This window comes from Burkholderia sp. Ac-20392 (assembly GCF_017104585.1).
Taxonomy (GTDB): domain Bacteria; phylum Pseudomonadota; class Gammaproteobacteria; order Burkholderiales; family Burkholderiaceae; genus Burkholderia; species Burkholderia lata.
This window is the reverse complement of the sequence record NZ_JAAGPB010000136.1, coordinates 1-18,642: the sequence shown is the minus strand read 5'-3', so window position 1 is coordinate 18,642 and position 18,642 is coordinate 1. Positions and strand designations below refer to the sequence as shown.

Genomic DNA, 18,642 nt, shown 5'->3' with positions numbered 1-18,642 from the left:
CGGGGCGCCATCGCGCACGCGCAGCACGCCGGCCGCGAACTCGCGGTTGCCGAGCACGGAGAAGAACGTGCCGACGGCCAGCGACAGCCGGCCGAAGAAGGACAGGTTGGATTCGGGCATGGGGTCTGGACTCCTGTGGGCTCGCGACATGGCGAGCGATCTTGCCTGGGCGCCGGGCGGCGGCGTGCGGATTGCGCACTGCCGCCGCCCGGCGCGTGATTCGGTCGCGCCCTCGCGGGTGCGGAAAACCCGTATTTTGCCCTGTGGCGGGCGAACCGGGCAGAAGTTGGGGGACAGAACATCGCGGCGCAGCGTTTTCGGCCGTGCCGGACGGCGCGTCAGGCGCGACCGGCCGCGATGCTGCGGCGCGTCAGCGCGGCTTGCGCCGCTTCGCGTGCTTCGCTTCGAATTCGCGCGACAGCATGCCGAGCGTGACTTCGCCGAAGCGGGCGAGCAGCGTCGTCTCGGCCTCCTTCAGCGTGGCCGACAGGTGTGCATTGACAGCCTGCTCGACCAGGCATTCGGCCTCGTCGTCGGTGACGAGATCGGAGAACAGCGGCGGCTCGCCCACCGCGCGATAGACGTCGAGCAGCGTGATGTCGTCGAGCGCGACGCTCAGCACCCACCCGCCGCCATGCCCCTTCTCCGACTGCACGTAGCCACGGTCGCGCAAGCCGCCGAGCAGGCGCCGCACGACGACCGGGTTCGTGCACAGCATCGTCGCGATCGCTTCGGACGTCATCGGGCCGTCGACCTGGTCCATGTGGATCAACGCATGCAGCATGCGCGACAAACGACTGTCGGTTCTCACGAGCGGCGCTCCCCTCTCTCGAAACTTTTGAAGTTGCATGAATGATACCATCGCCCTATCATGCAACTTCTCGTGTTTCATGAGTTGGCCGCCATCGGGACACATCCGTCATTCACGCAGGTTCAGGAAAGGAGTGGGTGCATGCATGACCATCAAGAAGTGATCGTGATCGGTGGCAGCTTTGCGGGGCTGTCGGCGGCAATGCAGCTTGCGCGGGCGCGCCGCCGCGTGCTCGTGATCGACGCCGGCCGGCCGCGCAACCGCTTTGCCGCGCACGCGCACGGCTTTTTCGGGCAGGACGGCAAGCCGCCTGCGCAGATCGTCGACGAAGCCGCCGCGCAGCTCGACGCGTATCCGACCGTGCAGCGAATCGCAGGCGACGTGCGCACGGCCGAGCGCGATGCGGACGGCCGCTTCCACGTGACGCTGGCCGACGGCAGCCGGGCGAGCGCCGACCGGTTGATCCTCGCGACCGGTATCCGTGACGAGTTGCCCGCCCTGCCGGGGCTTGCGGAACGCTGGGGTGTCAGCGTGCTGCATTGTCCGTATTGCCATGGGTACGAGGTGAGCGGCCGGCAGCTCGGCGTGTTGGCCTCGCATCCGCTGTCCGTGCATCAGGCGATCCTGATTCCGGACTGGGGCCCGACGACGTGGTTCACGCAGGGCGTGGCCGAAGCGAATCCGGAAGAAGCCGCGTTGCTCGATGCGCGCGGCGTCCGCATCGAGCGGTCGCCCGTCGTGGAAATCCTCGGCGATGCGCCGCGTATCGAAGCATTGCGGCTCGCCGACGGGCAGGTCGTGCCGATCGATGCGCTGTTCGTCGGCGCGCGTACGGCGATGGCGAGCGATCTCGCGCAACAGCTCGGCTGTGCATTCGACGACGGCCCGCTCGGCCCGGTCGTGCGCGTCGATGCGGGGAAGCAGGCGAGCGTCGCCGGCGTATTCGTGGCCGGCGACGCGTCGACACCGATGACCAATGCGACGTTCGCGTCGGCGTCGGGCGTGATGGCCGGGGTTGCCGCGCATCGGTCGCTGATCTGGGGGCTGCACGCATAAGCGGGCATGCAGCCGGCGATGAAGCGATGTCAGGCCACGCGCGGCGCGGCGTCCACCGCCGGCTGCGCGTCGGCTTCCGTGCTGCATTCCTCGAGCGAAATCCGCCGCGTTTCGCGCCCGTTGAGCCACCACAGGCCGGCCGCGAGCGGCCCCGGCAACGCGAGCACGAGCAACACGATCAGCGCGGCCGACGGCGAGCCGGACATCGTGTAGACGTTCGTCAGCATCAGCGGTGCGACCACCGCGCCGAGCCGGCCGATCGCGACCGACACGCCGAGCCCCGTCGCGCGAATCCGCGTCGGCAGGATCTCGGACGACACGACGTAGCCCGAGATGTACGCCCACGTGACGCCGAACTGGATCAGGCAGTAACCGAGCACCATGCCGGGCAGTGCATGCATCGCGTAGATGAACACGATCGCCGCGACGGTGAACGTGTAGCTCACGAACAGCGACGCACGCCGCCCCCACGCTTCGACCAGCACCGCCGCGACGATGCCGCCCGCGAGCGCCGCCGCGTTGCCGATCATGTAGTAGATCGGCATGTCCGTCGACGGCACCTTCATGTACGGCAGGATCACGAGCGCCATCAGCGACAGCACGCCGTACACGACGGCCGCCTGCGAGAAGTTCAGCGCCCCGGCGAGCGCGCAGCGCGCGCGATACGCGCCGAACAGCTCGCCGACGTTGCGCCAGAACGCGGGCGCCTGGTGCGCGAAGCGGGTCGGCGCATAGCGTTTCGTCAGCAGTGCGAGATCGGCCTGCGCACGCGGATCGCGCGCCGCGCTCGCGACGACCTGCTCGACGATCGCGTCGGCTTCCGCCACGCGCCCCTGCTGGATCAGCCAGCGCGGCGACTCGGGAATCACGCGGCGGATCCAGAAGAACACCAGCGCCATCGTCGTGCCGAGGCCGAAGCCCACGCGCCACGCCCACTCGGCCGGCAACTGGTTCAGCACGAGATACGACACGGCCGCCGACAGCAGCGCGCCGACCGGAAAGCCCGACAGGATCAGCGCGTCGGTGCGGCCGCGATGGCGCTTCGGAATGAATTCGCCCATCGTCGCGGTCACCGCCGAATATTCGCCGCCGACGGCCAGCGCCGTCATCGCGCGGAAGAACAGGAACGATTCGTAGTTCCACGACAGCACGGTTGCGACGCTGAAGAACGCGTACCAGAGCAGCGTCGCGAGAAACAGGCGCTTGCGGCCGTAGCGGTCGGCGAGATAGCCGAACGCGATCGCGCCGACCAGCATCCCGAACACCCAGATGCTGACCGCGAGCGAACCCTGCGCGGCGCTCAGGTGCCAGTGCGACTTGAGCACGCCGAACACGCTGCCGATGATGTTGGTTTCAAATGAGTCGAGCGCCCAGCCGACGCCGAGCGCGACCAGCATCAGCGTGTGGAAGCGCGTCCACGGCAGGTTGTCGAGACGCGCGAGCGCATCCGTTTCGATCGGGTGAGACGGTTTCATGATGAGTGGCTCCTCGTCAGTGAAGCGCCCGTTCGGGCTGCTCCGGGCTGAAGTCCAGATGCGGAAAGCGCGCGCGCGTGCCGATGAAGTTGCGGCCGCGTGCGCCGTCGAATGCGTGATCCACGATTCGCGCCCATTCGTGCGCGCCGATCCCGTACGCGGCCGGGTGGCGCGCGACACCGAGCGTGTCGAGCAGCGCATCGAGCTGCGCGGGTGCAGACGCGGTATCGCCGAAGATCTCGCGCAGCGCGGCGTCGCATGCGTCGTCGACACCGAGCGCCGCCTGCATCACCGCCGGCAGGCAGAACGAGCACGCGATCCCGTGCGCGACGCCGCGCGTGAGCGTGATCGCATACGAGATGTTGTGCGCGAGCGCCGTGTGCGTATTCGAGAACGCGAGCCCCGCGCGCAGCGCACCGAGCGCCATGTCGCTGCGGGCGCCGAGATCGTCGGGATGTGCGTTCACACGGCCGAGACCGCCGATCAGCTCGCGCGCCGCCTGCACCGCGAGGCCGCGCGTGACGGGGTTCGCATGGATGTTCCAGATGCTTTCGAGCGCGTGCGACAGCGCGTCGAGGCCGCTCGCGAGCGTCGGCTGTATCGGCAGGCCGACCATCAGGCGCGGATCGACGATCACCGTTTCCGGATAGAGGTCGGGCCGCGACAGCGACAGCTTGCGCGCGTTGTGCGGATCCCAGACGGTCGCCCAGTGCGTCACTTCACTGCCGGTGCCGGCCGTGGTCGGGATCGCGACGATCGGCAGCGCGGGCCGCGCCGCATCGTCGCGATCGGCGTCGGTCTCGCCCGACAGGATGCGCAGCACGCGCTCGAAGTCGCCGTGCTCGGCGGCGAGCACTTTCGCCGAATCGATCACCGAGCCGCCGCCGAGCGCGATCAGCACGTCCGGCTTGCCGGGCAGCGCGGCGAGCCGATCGCATGCGCGCCGCAGCATCGGCACCGACGGGTTCGCCTCGACGCAATCGATCCGCGTGAGCGCCGGCCCGAGCTGTGCTTCGAGCCGGTCGGCGAGCCGCGCGAACACCGCGTCGGGATACGTGACGATCGCGTAGCTGCGGCCGGCGAGCGCGTCGCCCGCGCCGGCCAGCGCATCGACGCCGAAGCAGATGCGCACCGGATTGTGGAAGCGCCAGCCGCTCATGCCGCGGCTCCCGCACGCGTCGCACAATCATCAGCATGACGAATCATGTCATGGGGTAACGGATCATCGAAATTCATGCTCACACCTGGATCGAATGGGGTTGAGCATCAGGTTAGGCATCCGCGATGACGCGTTCGTGATCGAAAATCCCGGTTATCGGCTATGGATCGACCGAAATTTTCGATGGATCGCCGCCGTGGCCCGGCGCGCGACCGGCCGCCTTCATGCATCGAGCGGCCTGCACCGCGCCACTGCATCGAAAAACGACGCGACGAGCCTGCTCTCGCGCCGCTCGCTCAGGCAGCACACGTGGATATGGGTCACCACCGGATCGCCGTCGATCCGCAACGGCCGCAGCCGCGCATCCGGCACGTATTCGGCCTGCGACACCGTGCCGACGCCGAGCCCGCGCGCGACGGCCTCGCGCAACGCCTCACGGCTGCCGATGTCCATCGCGATGCGCGGCGTCAGGCCGGCGGCCTCCATCGCATCTTCGAGCGCGCGGCGCGTCGTCGAGCCCGGTTCGCGCATCAGCAGCGGCTCGCCGGCCAGTTCGCGCAGCGTGATCGCGTCGCGCTTCGCGAACGGATGGGTCGTCCGGACGAACGCGATCACCGGAAAGCTCGCGTAGCGCTGCGTGAAGTAGCGCGCGTCCTCGAACGCGCGGGCCACCACGCCGACGTCGCACACGTACTGGTCGAGATCGCGCAGCACGGTTTCCGAATTGCCGAGCGCGACCGACAGGTGCATGTGCGGATGCAGCGCGTGATACGCCTCGATCATCTCCGTCACATGGAACGGGCCGACCGCGCCGATCTTCAGCGAGCCGCGCTGCAGCGCACCGCTGTCGCGCAGCAGTGCGGCGGCGTCGGTCTCGTCGCTGCAGATGCGGCGCGCGATCGGCAGGAATTCGAGGCCGACCGCCGACAGTTCGACGCGCCGGCCGCGCCGGTGAAACAGCTCGACGCCGTGTTCCTGTTCGAGGGTCTGGATCTGCGACGTGATCGTCGTCTGGCTGGTGGACAGCGCGCGGGCGGCCGCGGTGAAGCCGCCGTGCTGGACGACGGCGATGAAGCTGCGAAGCTGGGTCAGGGTCATGAGGGTCGAACGATCGATCGGGAATTTCGTGCCAAATGCCGGGAGGCATCGGGAAATCCAATGTATCGGCCGAATGTGACACGCGCATTCCCGTTGCCTCGATGGCCGCGACGCGTGATATGCGGTTTAATGCCCGGCATCATCAGCATTAAGAGACATGAAATGCTCGACCTCGACGACCTTCGACTCGTCCGCGCGATCGGCACGTCGCGCTCGCTGGCCTCGGCCGCGCGGCTGCTCGATCTCACGCCGCCCGCCGTCACGATTCGCCTGCAGCGGATGGAAGCGCGATTGAACGCACGGCTCGCCGTGCGGCAGCCGAAAGGGATCGCGTTGACCGACGAAGGGCAACGGCTGTACCAGGAAGCCGTCGACATCCTCGAGCGCGTGGAGGCGCTGCCGGTCAGCATCTCGGGCGACCATGGCGACGTGCGCGGCACGCTGCGCGTCGTCGCGCCGCTCGGCTTCGGCCGCAAGTACGTCGCGCGGATCGTGCGCGACGTGCAGCGCGCGCATCCTAAGCTCGACATCGCGCTCCACCTGTCGGAGAGCCCGCTGACCAGCGCATCGGGCGCCGACGTGGTCGTCCATGTCGGCAGCCTCAAGTCGTCGTCGTGGATCGGGTATCCGCTCGCGCCCAACGAGCGCTTTCTGTGCGCGAGCCCGGCCTACGCCCGTCGCATCAAGGAACTGAACCATCCGTCCGACCTGGCCCGCTACGACTGCCTGTGCCTGCGCGAAAACGACGAGGACATCCCGCGCTGGCGCTTCTCGCAAGGCGGCGACGTCAAGGGCGAACCGCGCCGGTCCGCCGTGATCCGCGTCAGCGGCGCACTGTCGTCCAACGACGGCACCGTCATCACGGAATGGGCGCTGGCCGGGCTCGGGATCGTCGAGCGCTCCGAGTGGGACGTCGCGCCGCTGCTGGCGAACGGCAAGCTCGTCCGGTTGCTGCCCGACTGGCACCTGCCGGCCGCACCGGCAACGGCGCTGCTGCCGTCGCGCACCGGCCGTTCCGCGCGGCAACGGGTGTTTCTCGAAGCCGCGACACGGTTCCTGAGCCCGCCGCCGTGGCGCGGCAACGCATGACCGAGTCACATTCCACACGCGGTCCGACTGATTAATTTGCGTTTAATGCCGGATTAGCGATGCGTTAAACCCGAGACTCGTCGGCGGGCCTACAGTGTCCGCATCGGCAACCTTCCGAGGCAACGCATCGTGGACCTTCAAACCCTCAACACCCCGGCCGCCCTGATCGACGTCGGCCGCATGCGTCGCAACATCGGCCGCATGCAGGCCCATCTGGACGCGCTCGGCGTCAGGTTCCGGCCGCACGTCAAGACCACCAAATGCGCACACGTCGTCGATGCCCAGCTCGCCGCAGGCGCGCAGGGCATCACGGTGTCGACGCTCAAGGAAGCCGAGCAGTTTTTCGCGCACGGTATCCGGGACATCGTCTACGCGGTCGGCATGGTGCCCGCGAAGCTGGGCCAGGCGCTCGGGCTGCGCCGGCAGGGTTGCGACCTGAAGCTGGTCGCCGACAGCCTGACTGCCGCGCACGCGATCGCCGAATTCGGACGCGCGCACGGCGAGCGCTTCGACGTGTGGATCGAGGTCGACGTCGACGGCCACCGCTCGGGGATTCCGCCCGACGCCGACCTGCTGATCGACGTGGGCCGCGCGCTGGTCGACGGCGGGATGGCGCTCGGCGGAGTGCTCGCGCACGCGGGCTCCAGCTACGAATACGACACACCCGACGCACTGGCGGCGATCGCCGAGCAGGAACGCAGCCGCACCGTGCGGGCAGCGGAGCGCCTCCGGGCCGCCGGACTGCCCTGCCCGGTCGTCAGCATCGGCTCGACACCCACGGCCCTCGCGGCGGAACACCTCGAAGGCGTCACCGAAGTGCGCGCAGGCGTGTACGTGATGTTCGACCTCGTGATGCACAACATCGGCGTGTGCGACCTGTCCGACATCGCGCTGTCGGTGCTGACCACCGTCATCGGGCACCAGGAAGAGAAAGGCTGGGCGATCGTCGACGCAGGCTGGATGGCGATGAGCCGCGACCGCGGCACGCAGCGCCAGGCGCACGACTTCGGTTACGGGCAGGTCTGCACCGAACACGGCGACGTGCTCGGCGACTACGTGATGAGCGCCGCCAACCAGGAGCACGGGATCGTGTCGCGCGTGGGCTCGCCCGACGCCGGCATCGCGCAACGGTTTCCGATCGGCACCCGTCTGCGCGTCCTGCCGAATCACGCGTGCGCCACCGGCGCGCAGCATCCCGAATATCAGGCGATCGCCGAAGACGGCGGCACGCAGACGTGGCCGCGCTTCTACGGGTGGTGAGCGAACCCGCGCGCCCGCGCCGTTCCGCCAACTTATTGACTATTTATCCAAATCTGGACAAAATTTAAACTACCTCGATCCGCCTGGCGCCGAAAGCGCTTGCCCGACCATGCCGACAGACGCCCGACTCCTGCTGCTCGACCGCGATACCGTCGCCCCCGCCCTCCAGGCCGCGCAAGTGACGGCGGCGGTCCGCGAAGCCTTCGTGCTGCACAGTCAACGGGCCGGACGCGTGTTCCCGGTGGTCCGCGAGAAACTGCACACCGGCGGCGTGTTCGGCATCAAGTCGGGCGATGTCGCGAATCAGGATCTGCTCGGTTTCAAGGCGGCCGGGTTCTGGCCCGGCAACCGCGGGCTCGGCGGCGAACCGCATCAGGCCACCGTCGCGCTGTTCGACCCGGCCACGGGCCGACCGCTGTGCATCATGGACGGCAATGCGATCACCACCGCGCGAACCGGCGCCGCCGGCGGCCTCGGGCTGCAACTGCTCGCGCGTCGCGACAGCACGCGCATCTGCGTGTTCGGCACGGGCGTGCAGGCGCGCGTCCAGCTCGACTACGCACTCGGGCTGCTGCCGCAACGGTGCACGGTGCAATATGTGAACGTCAGCGGCGAGCCGGATCCGGTGTTCGAATCGGCCTTCCGGGATCGATGCACGATCGCCGTGGCGCGCGACCGGAACGATGCGGTGGCCAATAGCGACGTGGTCATCACGGCCACACCTGGCGGCGGCCCACTGTTCGATGCGGCGGCGGTTCAGCCGGGCACCCACCTGACCTGCGTGGGCGCCGATACCGCCGGCAAGCGCGAGCTTCCGGCCGGCGTGCTGGAGCGCGCACGCATCGTCGTGGACGATCACGACCAGGCGCGCAGCATCGGCGAGTGCCAGTGGGCGCCGGATTTGCCACGCACGGAAATCGGTGACATCCTCGCCGGAACCGCGACGGTCGATCGCGCACCGCACGAGATCACCGTCTTCGACATGACCGGGCTCGCGCTTCAGGACCTGACCGTCGCACGCTTCCTGTATCGTCAGGCCCTCGAAAACGGCACCGGAATTTCCATTCCGTGGCCCTGGTAAACGAAACTCCCCGTCAATCGCCATGCGCCTCACCCAAGTTTCCGCCCTCTCGTTCGACCTGGACGACACCCTGTGGCCGTTCGGGCCGTCCGTCGTACGGGCCGAAGCGACGCTTCGCACGTGGCTGATCGAGCACGCGCCCGGTACCGAGCGTGTGCTGCCCACGCAGCAGGCGCTGAGCGACTTGCGTGAGGAATACGAACGATTGTGCCCCGAGCTTGCCGGCGACTTCCGCGCGATGAGAATCGGCTCGATCAGGCTTGCACTGGAGCGGGCGAACGAAGATGTCGCGCTCACCGACCGTGCGTACGCAGCGTTCTACGCCGCGCGCAACCGGGTCGAATTCTATGACGATGCGTTGCCGACGCTCGCGTGGTTGAGCGCGCGGTTTCCGCTGATCGCGGTGACCAACGGCAACGCGGATCTCCGGCTGACCGGCGGCGGCGAATTCTTTCGTGCGACGCTCAGCGCGCAGGCGTTCGGCGTCGCGAAGCCGGAACCCGGGATATTTCATGCGGCAGCGGAGACGCTCGATGTGCGTCCCGCGGAACTGCTGCATGTCGGCGACGATTATCACCTCGATGTCGTCGGCGCATTGAACGCGGGGCTTCAGGCCGCATGGGTCGTTCGCGATACGCATCCGGAAGCGGAGCGTGCGCAGCAGCAGGCCGCGACGTCGCACCTCACGCTCAGCGACCTGTCGACGCTGTGCCGCATGCTCGGCGGGCCTGAATACGTCGCGTGAGCCCTTGCGTGCGCCGCGCTCGCGACGCACGCTTCGCCACCATGAACGCGGCGAGACTGCCGCTCGCCGACCGCACGCACGTAGCAGTCGGCCATGCCCGTGCCGCACATGACCGACCGCCGCACGTTCACGCCGCCTTGCGCGCGTCCGCGATCCGCTGCGGCGCCTTCGGCCGCGCATACAACCGTTCGAGATACGCACGCAATTGCGGAAACGATTCGATCAGGTTGCACTCGCCCGCCCAGTCGATCAGGTAAGCGGTCACGCAATCGGCCACCGTCAGCGTGTCGCCGACAATGAACTCACGCCCTTCGAGATGCTTGTCGAGGATCGCGGCCATCGTCCTGAAATCCTCGCGCGCCAGCTCGATATCGGCCGGCGAACGCTTCTCCGGCGGATAGATGAACGAGTGCCGCGTGATCCGCCACAGCGGCTGCTCGAGCTCCGTCACCGCGAACATCACCCACCGGTAAGCCTCGGCCCGCAGCGCCGGATCGACCGGCAGCAGCGCCTTCTCCGGGTACTTGTCCGCGAGATACAGCACGATCGCGGCCGACTCGGGAATCACCAGGTCGCCGTCCACCAGCACGGGCACCTTGCCGGCCGGATTGAGGCGCAGGAATTCGGGCCGCTTGTGCTCGCCCTGTAGCAGGTTCACCGAGATGAACTCGAAATCGGCATCCAGCTCCTTCAGCCCCCACAGCGCGCGTTGCGAGCGGGTGCCGGCAAATCCGTAAAGCTTCATCGCCAGTCTCCATCCAGAATGTCGGGAAAACTTCCGCATGCCGGCCACGGTGCATCGCCGATACACGACGCTTGGCCTCGCGTGTCGTTCACGCGCCGGGAATCGCCAGCACCGGCATCACGTCGATCGCCACACCCGGGAACAGCGTGAAATGCGGATGGCCTTCGAACAGCGCGGCCGCGGCTTCGTGCGAAGCCGCCCGCACGACGGTGAAGCCGCTCATCGCGTTCGCCGTGTCCTTGACGCCGGCCGCATCGATGGTCTTCGTCTTGCCGAGCGGCCCGCCCATTTCGACGATCGCATCGCGATGCCGGTCGACCCAGGCATGCCAGGCGGCGATGCCGTCGCGCTCGCGCGTGCGCCGCTCCTCGTCCGGCAACGCCATCCAGGCCTTCATCGCCGGGCTATCCTTGGTCCCGAGAAATACCGCGAGATACAACTGCTGTTGAGCACTCATGCTGTCTCCTCCGGTGACGGACGCGACGGGCTGCCGCGCCTCGACCTTGACAAGATAGGTTGATATCAACACAATTGCAACATGGCACGAAAAGAAAAGCTCCCTTTCGAAACGACGCTGATGGTGCGCGATTGCTGCCTGTGCCTGCACATGCAGCGCGCGGCGCGCAATCTTGCGCGGATCTTCGACGATGTGCTGCGCCCGCTGGATCTCACCAACGGCCAGTTTTCGCTGCTGATGTCGCTGAACCGGCCCCGGCCGGCGCCGATGAAATCGGTCGCGTCGCTGCTCGCGATGGACCGCACCACGCTCACGGCCGCGCTCAAGCCGCTCGAGCGGCGCGGCCTGGTCACGATCATGCAGGATCCGGACGACCGGCGCAGCCGCCTGCTCGAACTGACGCCGGCCGGCCATGACCTGCTGGCCGAAGCGTTTCCGCTGTGGCAGCAGACGCATGCCGAGATCGAACGGCCGTTCGCACCGGGGGAAGTCGATCAGTTGCGCGGCCAGTTGCGCGCGTTGTCGGTCGATCCGGCGGAACGCGGCTGAACCTACACGCGGCAGGTCGCTCGACTCCTGCCATTCCTTGTCAGTTGTGATCGGACGAATCCCTCGCGGCGCTCGATTCGGTGGCAATATCGCTCGGCACGACAACCAACCCGGTTTTCCACAAGGAGACGCAAGCATGAGCAGCAATGAGAAGGGCGCGCATTTCCGTTCGCTTCACCGCGCGGGCCAGCCGCTGGCGCTGTTCAACGTGTGGGACGCCGGCAGCGCGCGCACGGCGGCCGACGCGGGCGCCGTCGCACTGGCAACCGGCAGCTGGTCGGTCGCGGCGGCCAACGGTTTCGTCGACGGCGAGCAGATGCCGCGCGCGCTGATGATGGACGTGCTCGAGCGGATCACGCGCGCGACCGACCTGCCCGTCACCGTCGATCTCGAAAGCGGGTACGGCGAGCGGCCGGAGGATGTCGCCGAAACGATCGCGCTCAGCATCAAGGCCGGCGCGATCGGCTGCAACCTCGAGGACAGCTTCCCGGCGACCGGCGAATTGCGTGACGTCGACGCCGCAGCAGCCCGCCTTGCAGCGGCACGGCAGGCTGCGGATCGCGCGGGTCCCGACTACTTCATCAACGCGCGCACCGACGTGTTCTTCAAGGCGCCGGCCGACACGCACGACGAGCGCCTGCTCGACGCGACGCTGGCCCGTGCGCGAGCCTATGCTGCGGCCGGTGCCGATGGCCTGTTCGTGCCGGGGCTGCGCTCACCGGCGCTCATTCGCGCGCTGACGGCCGCGTCGCCGCTGCCTGTGAACGTGATGCGCGTCTCGGAGACGCCGACGCTCGCCGAATTCGCGGAATACGGCGTGGCCCGCATCAGCCACGGGCCGTATCCGTACCTGCAGGCGATGAAGACATTGGCGGAGATGGTGAAGCAAGGCAGTTAGCGGATTCGCGGGACGGCCAGCCTCGTGCGCGCATCGACTGATTACATCCCATGTAATTGGCGCACGACACGGCCGCTCCTACGCTTCTGGTGTCGCGCCGCCATTCCGGCGGCGCTCATCCCCCGGAGACATCATGTCCGCCTATCCGCTTCACACCATCGACTCGGCGCCGGCCGCCTCCAAGCCCGTCCTCCAGCAGCTCCAGCAAACCTTCGGCATCGTGCCGAACATCGCGGCGGCCATGGCCGCGTCACCGGTGCTGATCAACGGCTTCATCGGCCTGTTCGAGCGCGTGCACGCCGGCAGCCTCACCGAGCCGCAGATCCAGACGCTCCTGCTCACCAACGCAGTCACGAACGCGAGCGAATGGCCGGTCGCCTTCCATACCGCGCTTGCGCTGAAACAGGCTGTGACCCACGCCGACGTCGACGCGATCCGCCGCGGCGCCCTGCCCGGCGACGCGCAACTGGCCGCGCTGTCGGCCACCGCACGCAAGCTGATCGACACCCGCGGCCGCCTGCCCGATGCCGACCGGCAAGCGTTCCTCGACGCCGGATTCAGTGATGAACAGTTGCTGGAAGTCATCGCGGTGGTCGCCGCATCGACGATCACGAACTACGTCGGCAGCGTGACGAAGCCCGCGCTCGAAGCACCGTTCGACGAGTTCGCGTGGCATGCGAACGCCGCGTGAGTCCGATATAGTCGATCGCGTCGCTCACGGAACGCCCTGGGAGGCACGATGAACGCCAGCCGCCGCGAACCGCACGCGCCGACGTACGAACTGGGCCAGTTGCTGCGCTACTGGCGCGACGTGCGCGGCGTGAGCCAGCTCGACCTGTCGCTCGACGCGGGCATCTCGCAGCGCCAGATCAGCTTCATCGAAAGCGGACGCAGCGTGCCGGGCCGCGACACGCTGCTGACGCTCGCACAGACGCTGGACGTGCCGCTGCGCGAGCGCAACGCGCTGCTGCTCGCGGCCGGCTATGCGCCCGTGTATTCGGAAGCGCCGTGGGATGCGCAGGAGATGCAGGGGGTGATCGGTGCGCTCGAGCGGGTCGTGCGCCAGCACGATCCGTTTCCGGCGATCGTGATGGACCGCCACTGGAACGTGCTGATGACCAACGACGCGGCGCCACGCTTTTTCGGCTGCTTCATCGACATGGCCGCGCGCGAAAGCCCGCGCAACCTGCTGCGCCTGATGTTCGATCCGCACGGGATGCGGCCGTTCCTGGCCGACTGGGAAACGGTGTCGCGCAGCCTGCTGCAGCGCGTGCACCGCGAATCGGTCGGGCGCGTGATCGACGACGACACACGGCAGCTGCTCGACGATCTGCTCGCGAGCCCCGATGCGCCGCGCGACTGGAAAACGCCGCCGGCACCCGCCGCCGCACCGTCGCTGCCGGTCATCCCGATCGGCTTCGTGCACGAAGGCGTCGTGCTGCGTTACTTCTCGCTGGTCACGACGGTGGGGACGCCGCAAAGCGCCGCCGCACAGGAGCTGCGCATGGAGTGCATGTTCCCCGCCGACGACGCGACCGAAGCGCGCCACCGGCAGTTGCTCGACACGCACGCACCGGTGCGCTGAGCGGCGGGCCGGGCGGCCCGCCGGTGCCGGTCATTCCGCCAGCGCGGGCACCACGCCGACACGCTTCGGCACGCCGGTCACGATCGTCGCAACCGCGACGGCCAGCACGACGGCTGCGGCCACGAACACGCCGGCCGCACCGTTCGCGTCGAATACGACGCCGCCGGCTGCCGCCCCCGTCGCGATCGCAAGCTGGATCGCCGCGACGATCAGGCCGCCCGCGCTCTCGGCCTCGTCAGGCACGGTACGCGTGACCCACGTCGACCAGGCGACGGGCACGCCGCCGAACGCCATCCCCCACAACGCGACGAGCACCGCGTCGACCATCGGCGCGCGGCCGAGCGCGACGAGCGCGACGCCGAGCACGACCATCAGCGCGGGCATGCCGATCAGCATCGGCCGCAATCGGTGTTCGAGCACGCGGCCGGCGAGCGACGTGCCGACGAAGTTCGCGATGCCGTAGCCGAGCAGGATCGCCGACAGCCCGTTCACGCCGACGCCCGCGACCTGCTCGAGGAACGGCCGCAGGTACGTGAAGAACGCGAAGTGCCCGGTGAACACGAGGATCGTCGCGAACATCCCGAGGCCGACGGTCGGCCGGCGCAGCACGTCGACCAGCGTGCGCAGCCGCGTCGTGCCGCTCGGCGGCATCGACGGCAGCGTGAGGATCTGCGACACGAACGAGAGGCCGCCGAGCGCGGCCGCGATCAGGAACACGTTGCGCCAGCCGATCAGGTGGCCGAAGTAGCTGCCCATCGGCGCGGACGCGATCGTCGCGACCGCCACGCCGCTGAAGATGATCGACAGTGCGCGCGGCACCATCGACGTCGGCACGAGCCGCATCGCGGTGGCCGTCGCCATCGTCCAGAAACCGCCGAGCGCGATGCCGAGCACGACGCGGCCGATCAGCAGCAGCGTCAGGTTGGGCGCGAACGCGACCGCCAGGTTCGACGCGACGAGCAGCACCGAGAACACGAGCAGCACGCGCCGCCGGTCGATCGTGCGCGTCAGCGCCGAGATCAGCAGGCTCGTGACCAGCGCGACCGTCGCGGTGGCCGTGACGGCCTGCCCGGCCACGCCTTCGGTCACGCCGAGGCTGTCGGCCATCGGCGTCAGCAGGCTGGCGGGCAGGAATTCGGCCGTGACGAGCCCGAACACGCCGAGCGCCATCGCGAATACCGCGCCCCAGGCCGGTTCGCGGGGGGCCGCCGTCGAGGCGGCCGAGGAGATTCCGGGATTCATGCGTGGTTCCGTGTCGGTTAGGGAAAATACTGATGAGGGCGTATCGTAAGGAACCACGTCAGGACGGTCTATGACATACAATCCGTTCTTGTTGATCGAACGTCCGAATCTCGATATGTCCGAGCCCCTGCTTCCGCCCATCCCCGACGTGCACGACCTCGTCAGCGAGCTGCTGCTGGGGATGCGCCTGAGCGGCGTCCAGTACCGCCGCATCCAGGTCGCGCGGCCGTTCGGGCTGAATTTCGGCCATGTGACGGGCCGCGCGCAGTTCCATTTCGTCGGGCGCGGACCCGTGCTGCTGCGCGACGCGTCGGGCGACACGATGCGGCTCGAGGCCGGCGATGCGATCCTGCTGCCGCACGGCGGCATGCACGCGCTGGTGTCGGACCGCGATGCACCGTGCCGCGAGATCAACGGCTTCGAGGTCGCGAAGATCTGCGATACGGTGGCGTCGGTGGCGTCGGCCGGCGTGTCGCCCGCCAGTTGCGCGACGACCGAGCCGGGCGCCGGCGATGCGCTGATCTTCAGCGCGTGCATGGAGCTCGATCTCGGCGGCATGCAGCCGCTCGTCGGCACGATGCCCGAGTTCATGCACGTCGGCACGCTGCTCGCGCGCTACCCGGAAATCCGCCCGATGCTCGATGCGATGGAGCGCGAAGCGTGCTCGGCGCGCGCGGGCTTCGCGGGCATCCTCGCGCGGCTCGCGGATGTGGTCGCGGCGTTCATCGTGCGCGGCTGGGTCGAATGCGGATGCGGTGATGCGACGGGCTGGGTGCAGGCGCTGCGCGAGCCGAAGCTCGGCCGCGCGATCGTCGCGCTGCATCGCGATCCGGGCCGCAACTGGAGCGTGGCGGAGCTCGCGACCGAAGCCGGCGTGTCGCGCTCGGTGTTCGCCGAGCGCTTTCTCGCGGCCACCGGAATGACGCCGGTGCGCTACCTGACCGAACTGCGAATGCGGCTCGCCGCGCAATGGATCACGCGCGACCACGAGACGATCGAGGCCGTCGCGTATCGGCTCGGCTATGGTTCACTCGCCGCGTTCAGCCGCGCGTTCAAGCGCGTGGTGGGCAAGCCGCCGGGCGCCGTGCGCGCGGACGGCGAGGTGCGGGTCGAAGCGTAATGCGTGACGCGTGACGCTCGCGGCGGCAGCCGGGCGTCTCGCGCAAGTCGCCGCCACGCGTGACCGCAGCGCTCAGTTGCCGCGCGCTACGTGCCCGTCGAAGCGTTATACGTGACGCGTGATGCTCGTGGCGGCCGCCACGCACCGCGCAAGTCGTCGCCACGCGTGACCGCAGCGCTCAGTTGCTGCGCGCTGCCAGCCTGTCGACCAGCGCCGTCGCGCACTGCACGGCGAGCGCCGCGCACTGCTCCGCATCCACGACTGCACCGCTCGCCACGGTGCCCTGCACGATCCGGCCCAGCAAATCCTTCGAGAGATCGGCGATCTCGTAGTCCCGCTCAGTCATGATTGCCCTCCTGCGCGTCGACCGATGACATCGACACGCACACGTCCCCTACCCGTTCAACGCCCTTTCGCCCGCACGACGATCTGCGCCTGCGTGTCGCGTTCGATGCGTTCGAGCGACGCGCGCAGCGCCGTGAATTCGTCCGGCGTACACACCTGACGGCCGAAATTCGCCGTCATCCGCCGCGTGACCTGCACGACGCGCGCGGCCGCATCGAATACGTAATGCGACGTGAAGTCGACGAAGCGGTCGTGCACGGCCGTATCGGCCGGCAGGTCGGTCACCGCGACGTCGGCCGGCAGCGCGACCTGGCCGGTCTCGTCGAACGTGCCGCCGATGCAGCCCCACGGCTGCGTGCGCACGGGCTCGGCGAGCCAGTTCTCGACCTGTGTCGCGATGCCGCCTGTCAGGCTCGACAGCGCGGGCAACGCGGTCGTGCCGTCAGGCCACACGAAATGGTCGAGCGTGCCCGACATCGTCACGTCGAACGGCCCGTCGGTTACGCGCCGGTCGCTGGTCGACAGTTGCGCGCGGCCGCGCAAGCCGCTTTGCCGCAAACGGTTGTTCGCGAGCTGCGCGACGAGGTCGGGCGTCGCGCGGCGAAACAGGTTGCGTTCGAGTTCGGCCGTCCAGCCGTCGTCCTCGATGTATGCATGAAAACGCGTGGCGCCCGGCCCGGCCGCATCGATCTCGACCCGTGCGATGCGGCCGCGCGGCTGCGTGGCCGGTGTGCGCGACAGCACGCCCGTGTCGACCAGCAGCGCGGGACGGTCCATCACGATCGGCGGCAGATAGCCGAATGCGATGCCGGCCGTCGTCGTGTCCGCGTAGAGCGCGAGATCGGGCAGCCACGTGATCGCGTGATTGATCGCACCGCCGCCGTAGCCGGGCACCGACGGCAGCGTGTAGACGGATCCGAGATTGAGCAGCACCGGTTCGCTGCGGATGCCGACCGCCGCGAGCAACGCACCGAACAGCGCGACATGATCCTTGCAGTCGCCGTAGCGGTTGCGCAGGATGTCCGTCACGCGATGCGGCGCGGCAGCCGTTTCGCCGAGAAACAACCCGACGTAGCGGATGTTCGCCTGCACCCAGTCGTACAGGATGCGCGCCTGGTCGCGCGGATCGGCGACACCCGCGGTGAGCGTGCGCGCCAGTTGCGCGACGGCCGGATCGTCCGCGCCCGGATCGACGGCCGCGTTGCGATAGCGCGCGGCGAACGCCGCATAGTCGGGCAGCGTCGACACGACGAGCCGGTCGCCGTAGGTCGCGTAGCCGACCGCGCCGTTCTCGATGCGGTCGTACGGCCCGTGCCGGTAGTCGAATTCGTAGCGCGTGCGGCCGTTCGCGGTGACCGGCGGCAGCGCGACGTAGCCGCGCGCATCCGCGTACAGCGGCATGTCGGCCGGCACGTCGAAAATCAGCCGCTGGCTGTCGACCGGCTCGCGCGACGGCTCCACGGTATAGCCGAAGTAGCCGCGGTTGACCGGCTTCGTGCGGGTCTTGCGGAACGCCACGCGCGTGCTCGACCCGGCTTCGACGCCGGGAAACACGACGGTGCGCAGCAGCCCGTCCTGGAACGTCGGCGCGCCGGCCGAGCGCGGCTCCTGCACGTCGCGGATGCCGTCCGCGCCGACCGGATGCGCGACCCCGTCGCGGTCGATCGTCTCGGCCGCGAGCAGGTCCACCTTCTCGAGATTCTTGTCGAACCACACGTAGCGCTGCGCGATGGCATCGATGCCGTTCGCGTCGTTCGCGCGCAGCGTCGAATCGTCGTGCTCGTCGAGCGCGCCGTCGTGCTGGATCACGAATTCGTGGACATCGCTGACGACCGTGACGGGCGCGTCGCCGCCCGTGTCGCGTGCGGCGCCCGGATCGCGCACGTCGGCCATGGCCGCGCCGACGCCGAGCGCGATCGCGCAGGCG

Annotated in this window: 19 protein-coding genes and 1 pseudogene; 10 read left to right on the top strand and 10 right to left on the bottom strand. The window is 68.7% G+C overall.

Translation table 11 applies throughout. The annotated features are described in order from the left end of the window. Nucleotides 1-120: pseudogene (locus tag G3N99_RS17010) on the bottom strand (DUF2760 domain-containing protein); the annotation flags it as partial. Nucleotides 121-370: 250 nt separating this feature from the next. Then, complete coding sequence (locus tag G3N99_RS17005; protein ID WP_174938314.1) at nt 371-811, bottom strand: Rrf2 family transcriptional regulator; 441 nt, start codon at nt 809-811, stop codon at nt 371-373. A 141-nt stretch (nt 812-952) separates the two neighbouring features. Between G3N99_RS17005 and G3N99_RS17000 the strand changes: the two genes are divergently transcribed. Continuing rightward, nucleotides 953-1,867, top strand: a complete 915-nt coding sequence (locus G3N99_RS17000) for an NAD(P)/FAD-dependent oxidoreductase (RefSeq protein WP_206122983.1) — start codon at nt 953-955, stop codon at nt 1,865-1,867. Between the two features lie 29 nt (nt 1,868-1,896). Here the strand turns inward: G3N99_RS17000 and G3N99_RS16995 are convergent, their stop codons facing one another. From G3N99_RS16995 to G3N99_RS16985, 3 genes are all read right to left on the bottom strand, one after another. Beyond that, nucleotides 1,897-3,342, bottom strand: a complete 1,446-nt coding sequence (locus G3N99_RS16995) for an MFS transporter (RefSeq protein ID WP_174938310.1) — start codon at nt 3,340-3,342, stop codon at nt 1,897-1,899. 16 nt (nt 3,343-3,358) lie between these two features. Further along, nucleotides 3,359-4,501: an iron-containing alcohol dehydrogenase PsrA gene (gene psrA, locus G3N99_RS16990; protein ID WP_206122982.1), complete on the bottom strand. Its 1,143-nt coding sequence runs from the start codon at nt 4,499-4,501 to the stop codon at nt 3,359-3,361. A gap of 222 nt (nt 4,502-4,723) precedes the next feature. Next, nucleotides 4,724-5,599: a LysR substrate-binding domain-containing protein gene (locus G3N99_RS16985; RefSeq protein WP_206122981.1), complete on the bottom strand. Its 876-nt coding sequence runs from the start codon at nt 5,597-5,599 to the stop codon at nt 4,724-4,726. Nucleotides 5,600-5,761: 162 nt separating this feature from the next. Here G3N99_RS16985 and G3N99_RS16980 point away from each other — a divergent pair, with 162 nt between their 5' ends. The 4 genes from G3N99_RS16980 to G3N99_RS16965 all read left to right on the top strand — a co-directional run bounded on the left by G3N99_RS16980 (nt 5,762) and on the right by G3N99_RS16965 (nt 9,774). Further along, complete coding sequence (locus tag G3N99_RS16980; RefSeq protein WP_206122980.1) at nt 5,762-6,688, top strand: LysR family transcriptional regulator; 927 nt, start codon at nt 5,762-5,764, stop codon at nt 6,686-6,688. 129 nt (nt 6,689-6,817) lie between these two features. Then, nucleotides 6,818-7,948, top strand: coding sequence for a DSD1 family PLP-dependent enzyme (locus G3N99_RS16975; protein WP_206122979.1), 1,131 nt, complete (start codon nt 6,818-6,820; stop codon nt 7,946-7,948). A gap of 109 nt (nt 7,949-8,057) precedes the next feature. Next, the gene (locus G3N99_RS16970; RefSeq protein ID WP_206122978.1) at nt 8,058-9,029 is read left to right on the top strand and encodes an ornithine cyclodeaminase family protein; all 972 of its coding nucleotides are present in this window, start codon (nt 8,058-8,060) and stop codon (nt 9,027-9,029) included. A gap of 22 nt (nt 9,030-9,051) precedes the next feature. Beyond that, nucleotides 9,052-9,774: an HAD-IA family hydrolase gene (locus G3N99_RS16965; RefSeq protein WP_206122977.1), complete on the top strand. Its 723-nt coding sequence runs from the start codon at nt 9,052-9,054 to the stop codon at nt 9,772-9,774. A gap of 127 nt (nt 9,775-9,901) precedes the next feature. Here the strand turns inward: G3N99_RS16965 and G3N99_RS16960 are convergent, their stop codons facing one another. Together G3N99_RS16960 and G3N99_RS16955 are read right to left on the bottom strand one after the other, a co-directional pair. Further along, on the bottom strand, nt 9,902-10,519 hold the full coding sequence (locus G3N99_RS16960; protein WP_174938297.1) for a glutathione S-transferase family protein: 618 nt from the start codon (nt 10,517-10,519) through the stop codon (nt 9,902-9,904). Between the two features lie 88 nt (nt 10,520-10,607). Then, nucleotides 10,608-10,976, bottom strand: coding sequence for a hypothetical protein (locus G3N99_RS16955; protein WP_011356150.1), 369 nt, complete (start codon nt 10,974-10,976; stop codon nt 10,608-10,610). An 81-nt stretch (nt 10,977-11,057) separates the two neighbouring features. Between G3N99_RS16955 and G3N99_RS16950 the strand changes: the two genes are divergently transcribed. The 4 genes from G3N99_RS16950 (at nt 11,058) to G3N99_RS16935 (ending at nt 14,008) form a co-directional block, all read left to right on the top strand. After that, the gene (locus G3N99_RS16950; protein WP_174938295.1) at nt 11,058-11,525 is read left to right on the top strand and encodes a MarR family transcriptional regulator; all 468 of its coding nucleotides are present in this window, start codon (nt 11,058-11,060) and stop codon (nt 11,523-11,525) included. A 136-nt stretch (nt 11,526-11,661) separates the two neighbouring features. Continuing rightward, entirely contained in the window at nt 11,662-12,423 is a 762-nt protein-coding gene (locus G3N99_RS16945) for an isocitrate lyase/phosphoenolpyruvate mutase family protein (RefSeq protein ID WP_206122976.1), read from the top strand. 133 nt (nt 12,424-12,556) lie between these two features. Then, on the top strand, nt 12,557-13,114 hold the full coding sequence (locus G3N99_RS16940; protein WP_206122975.1) for a carboxymuconolactone decarboxylase family protein: 558 nt from the start codon (nt 12,557-12,559) through the stop codon (nt 13,112-13,114). A gap of 48 nt (nt 13,115-13,162) precedes the next feature. Next, complete coding sequence (locus G3N99_RS16935) at nt 13,163-14,008, top strand: helix-turn-helix transcriptional regulator (protein ID WP_206122974.1); 846 nt, start codon at nt 13,163-13,165, stop codon at nt 14,006-14,008. 30 nt (nt 14,009-14,038) lie between these two features. Here the strand turns inward: G3N99_RS16935 and G3N99_RS16930 are convergent, their stop codons facing one another. Then, entirely contained in the window at nt 14,039-15,250 is a 1,212-nt protein-coding gene (locus tag G3N99_RS16930) for an MFS transporter (protein WP_174988461.1), read from the bottom strand. A 70-nt stretch (nt 15,251-15,320) separates the two neighbouring features. On the opposite strand from G3N99_RS16930, the gene G3N99_RS16925 reads away from it, so the two are divergent. Next, nucleotides 15,321-16,370, top strand: coding sequence for an AraC family transcriptional regulator (locus G3N99_RS16925; RefSeq protein ID WP_206122973.1), 1,050 nt, complete (start codon nt 15,321-15,323; stop codon nt 16,368-16,370). 178 nt (nt 16,371-16,548) lie between these two features. On the opposite strand, the gene G3N99_RS16920 is transcribed toward G3N99_RS16925, so the two are convergent. Together G3N99_RS16920 and G3N99_RS16915 are read right to left on the bottom strand one after the other, a co-directional pair. Next, a complete protein-coding gene (locus G3N99_RS16920; protein ID WP_174944821.1) occupies nt 16,549-16,716 on the bottom strand; it encodes a hypothetical protein in 168 nt (55 codons plus the stop codon). Nucleotides 16,717-16,772: 56 nt separating this feature from the next. Then, on the bottom strand, nt 16,773-18,642 hold a 1,870-nt coding region (locus tag G3N99_RS16915; RefSeq protein WP_206122972.1), incomplete at its 5' end, for a DUF3857 and transglutaminase domain-containing protein.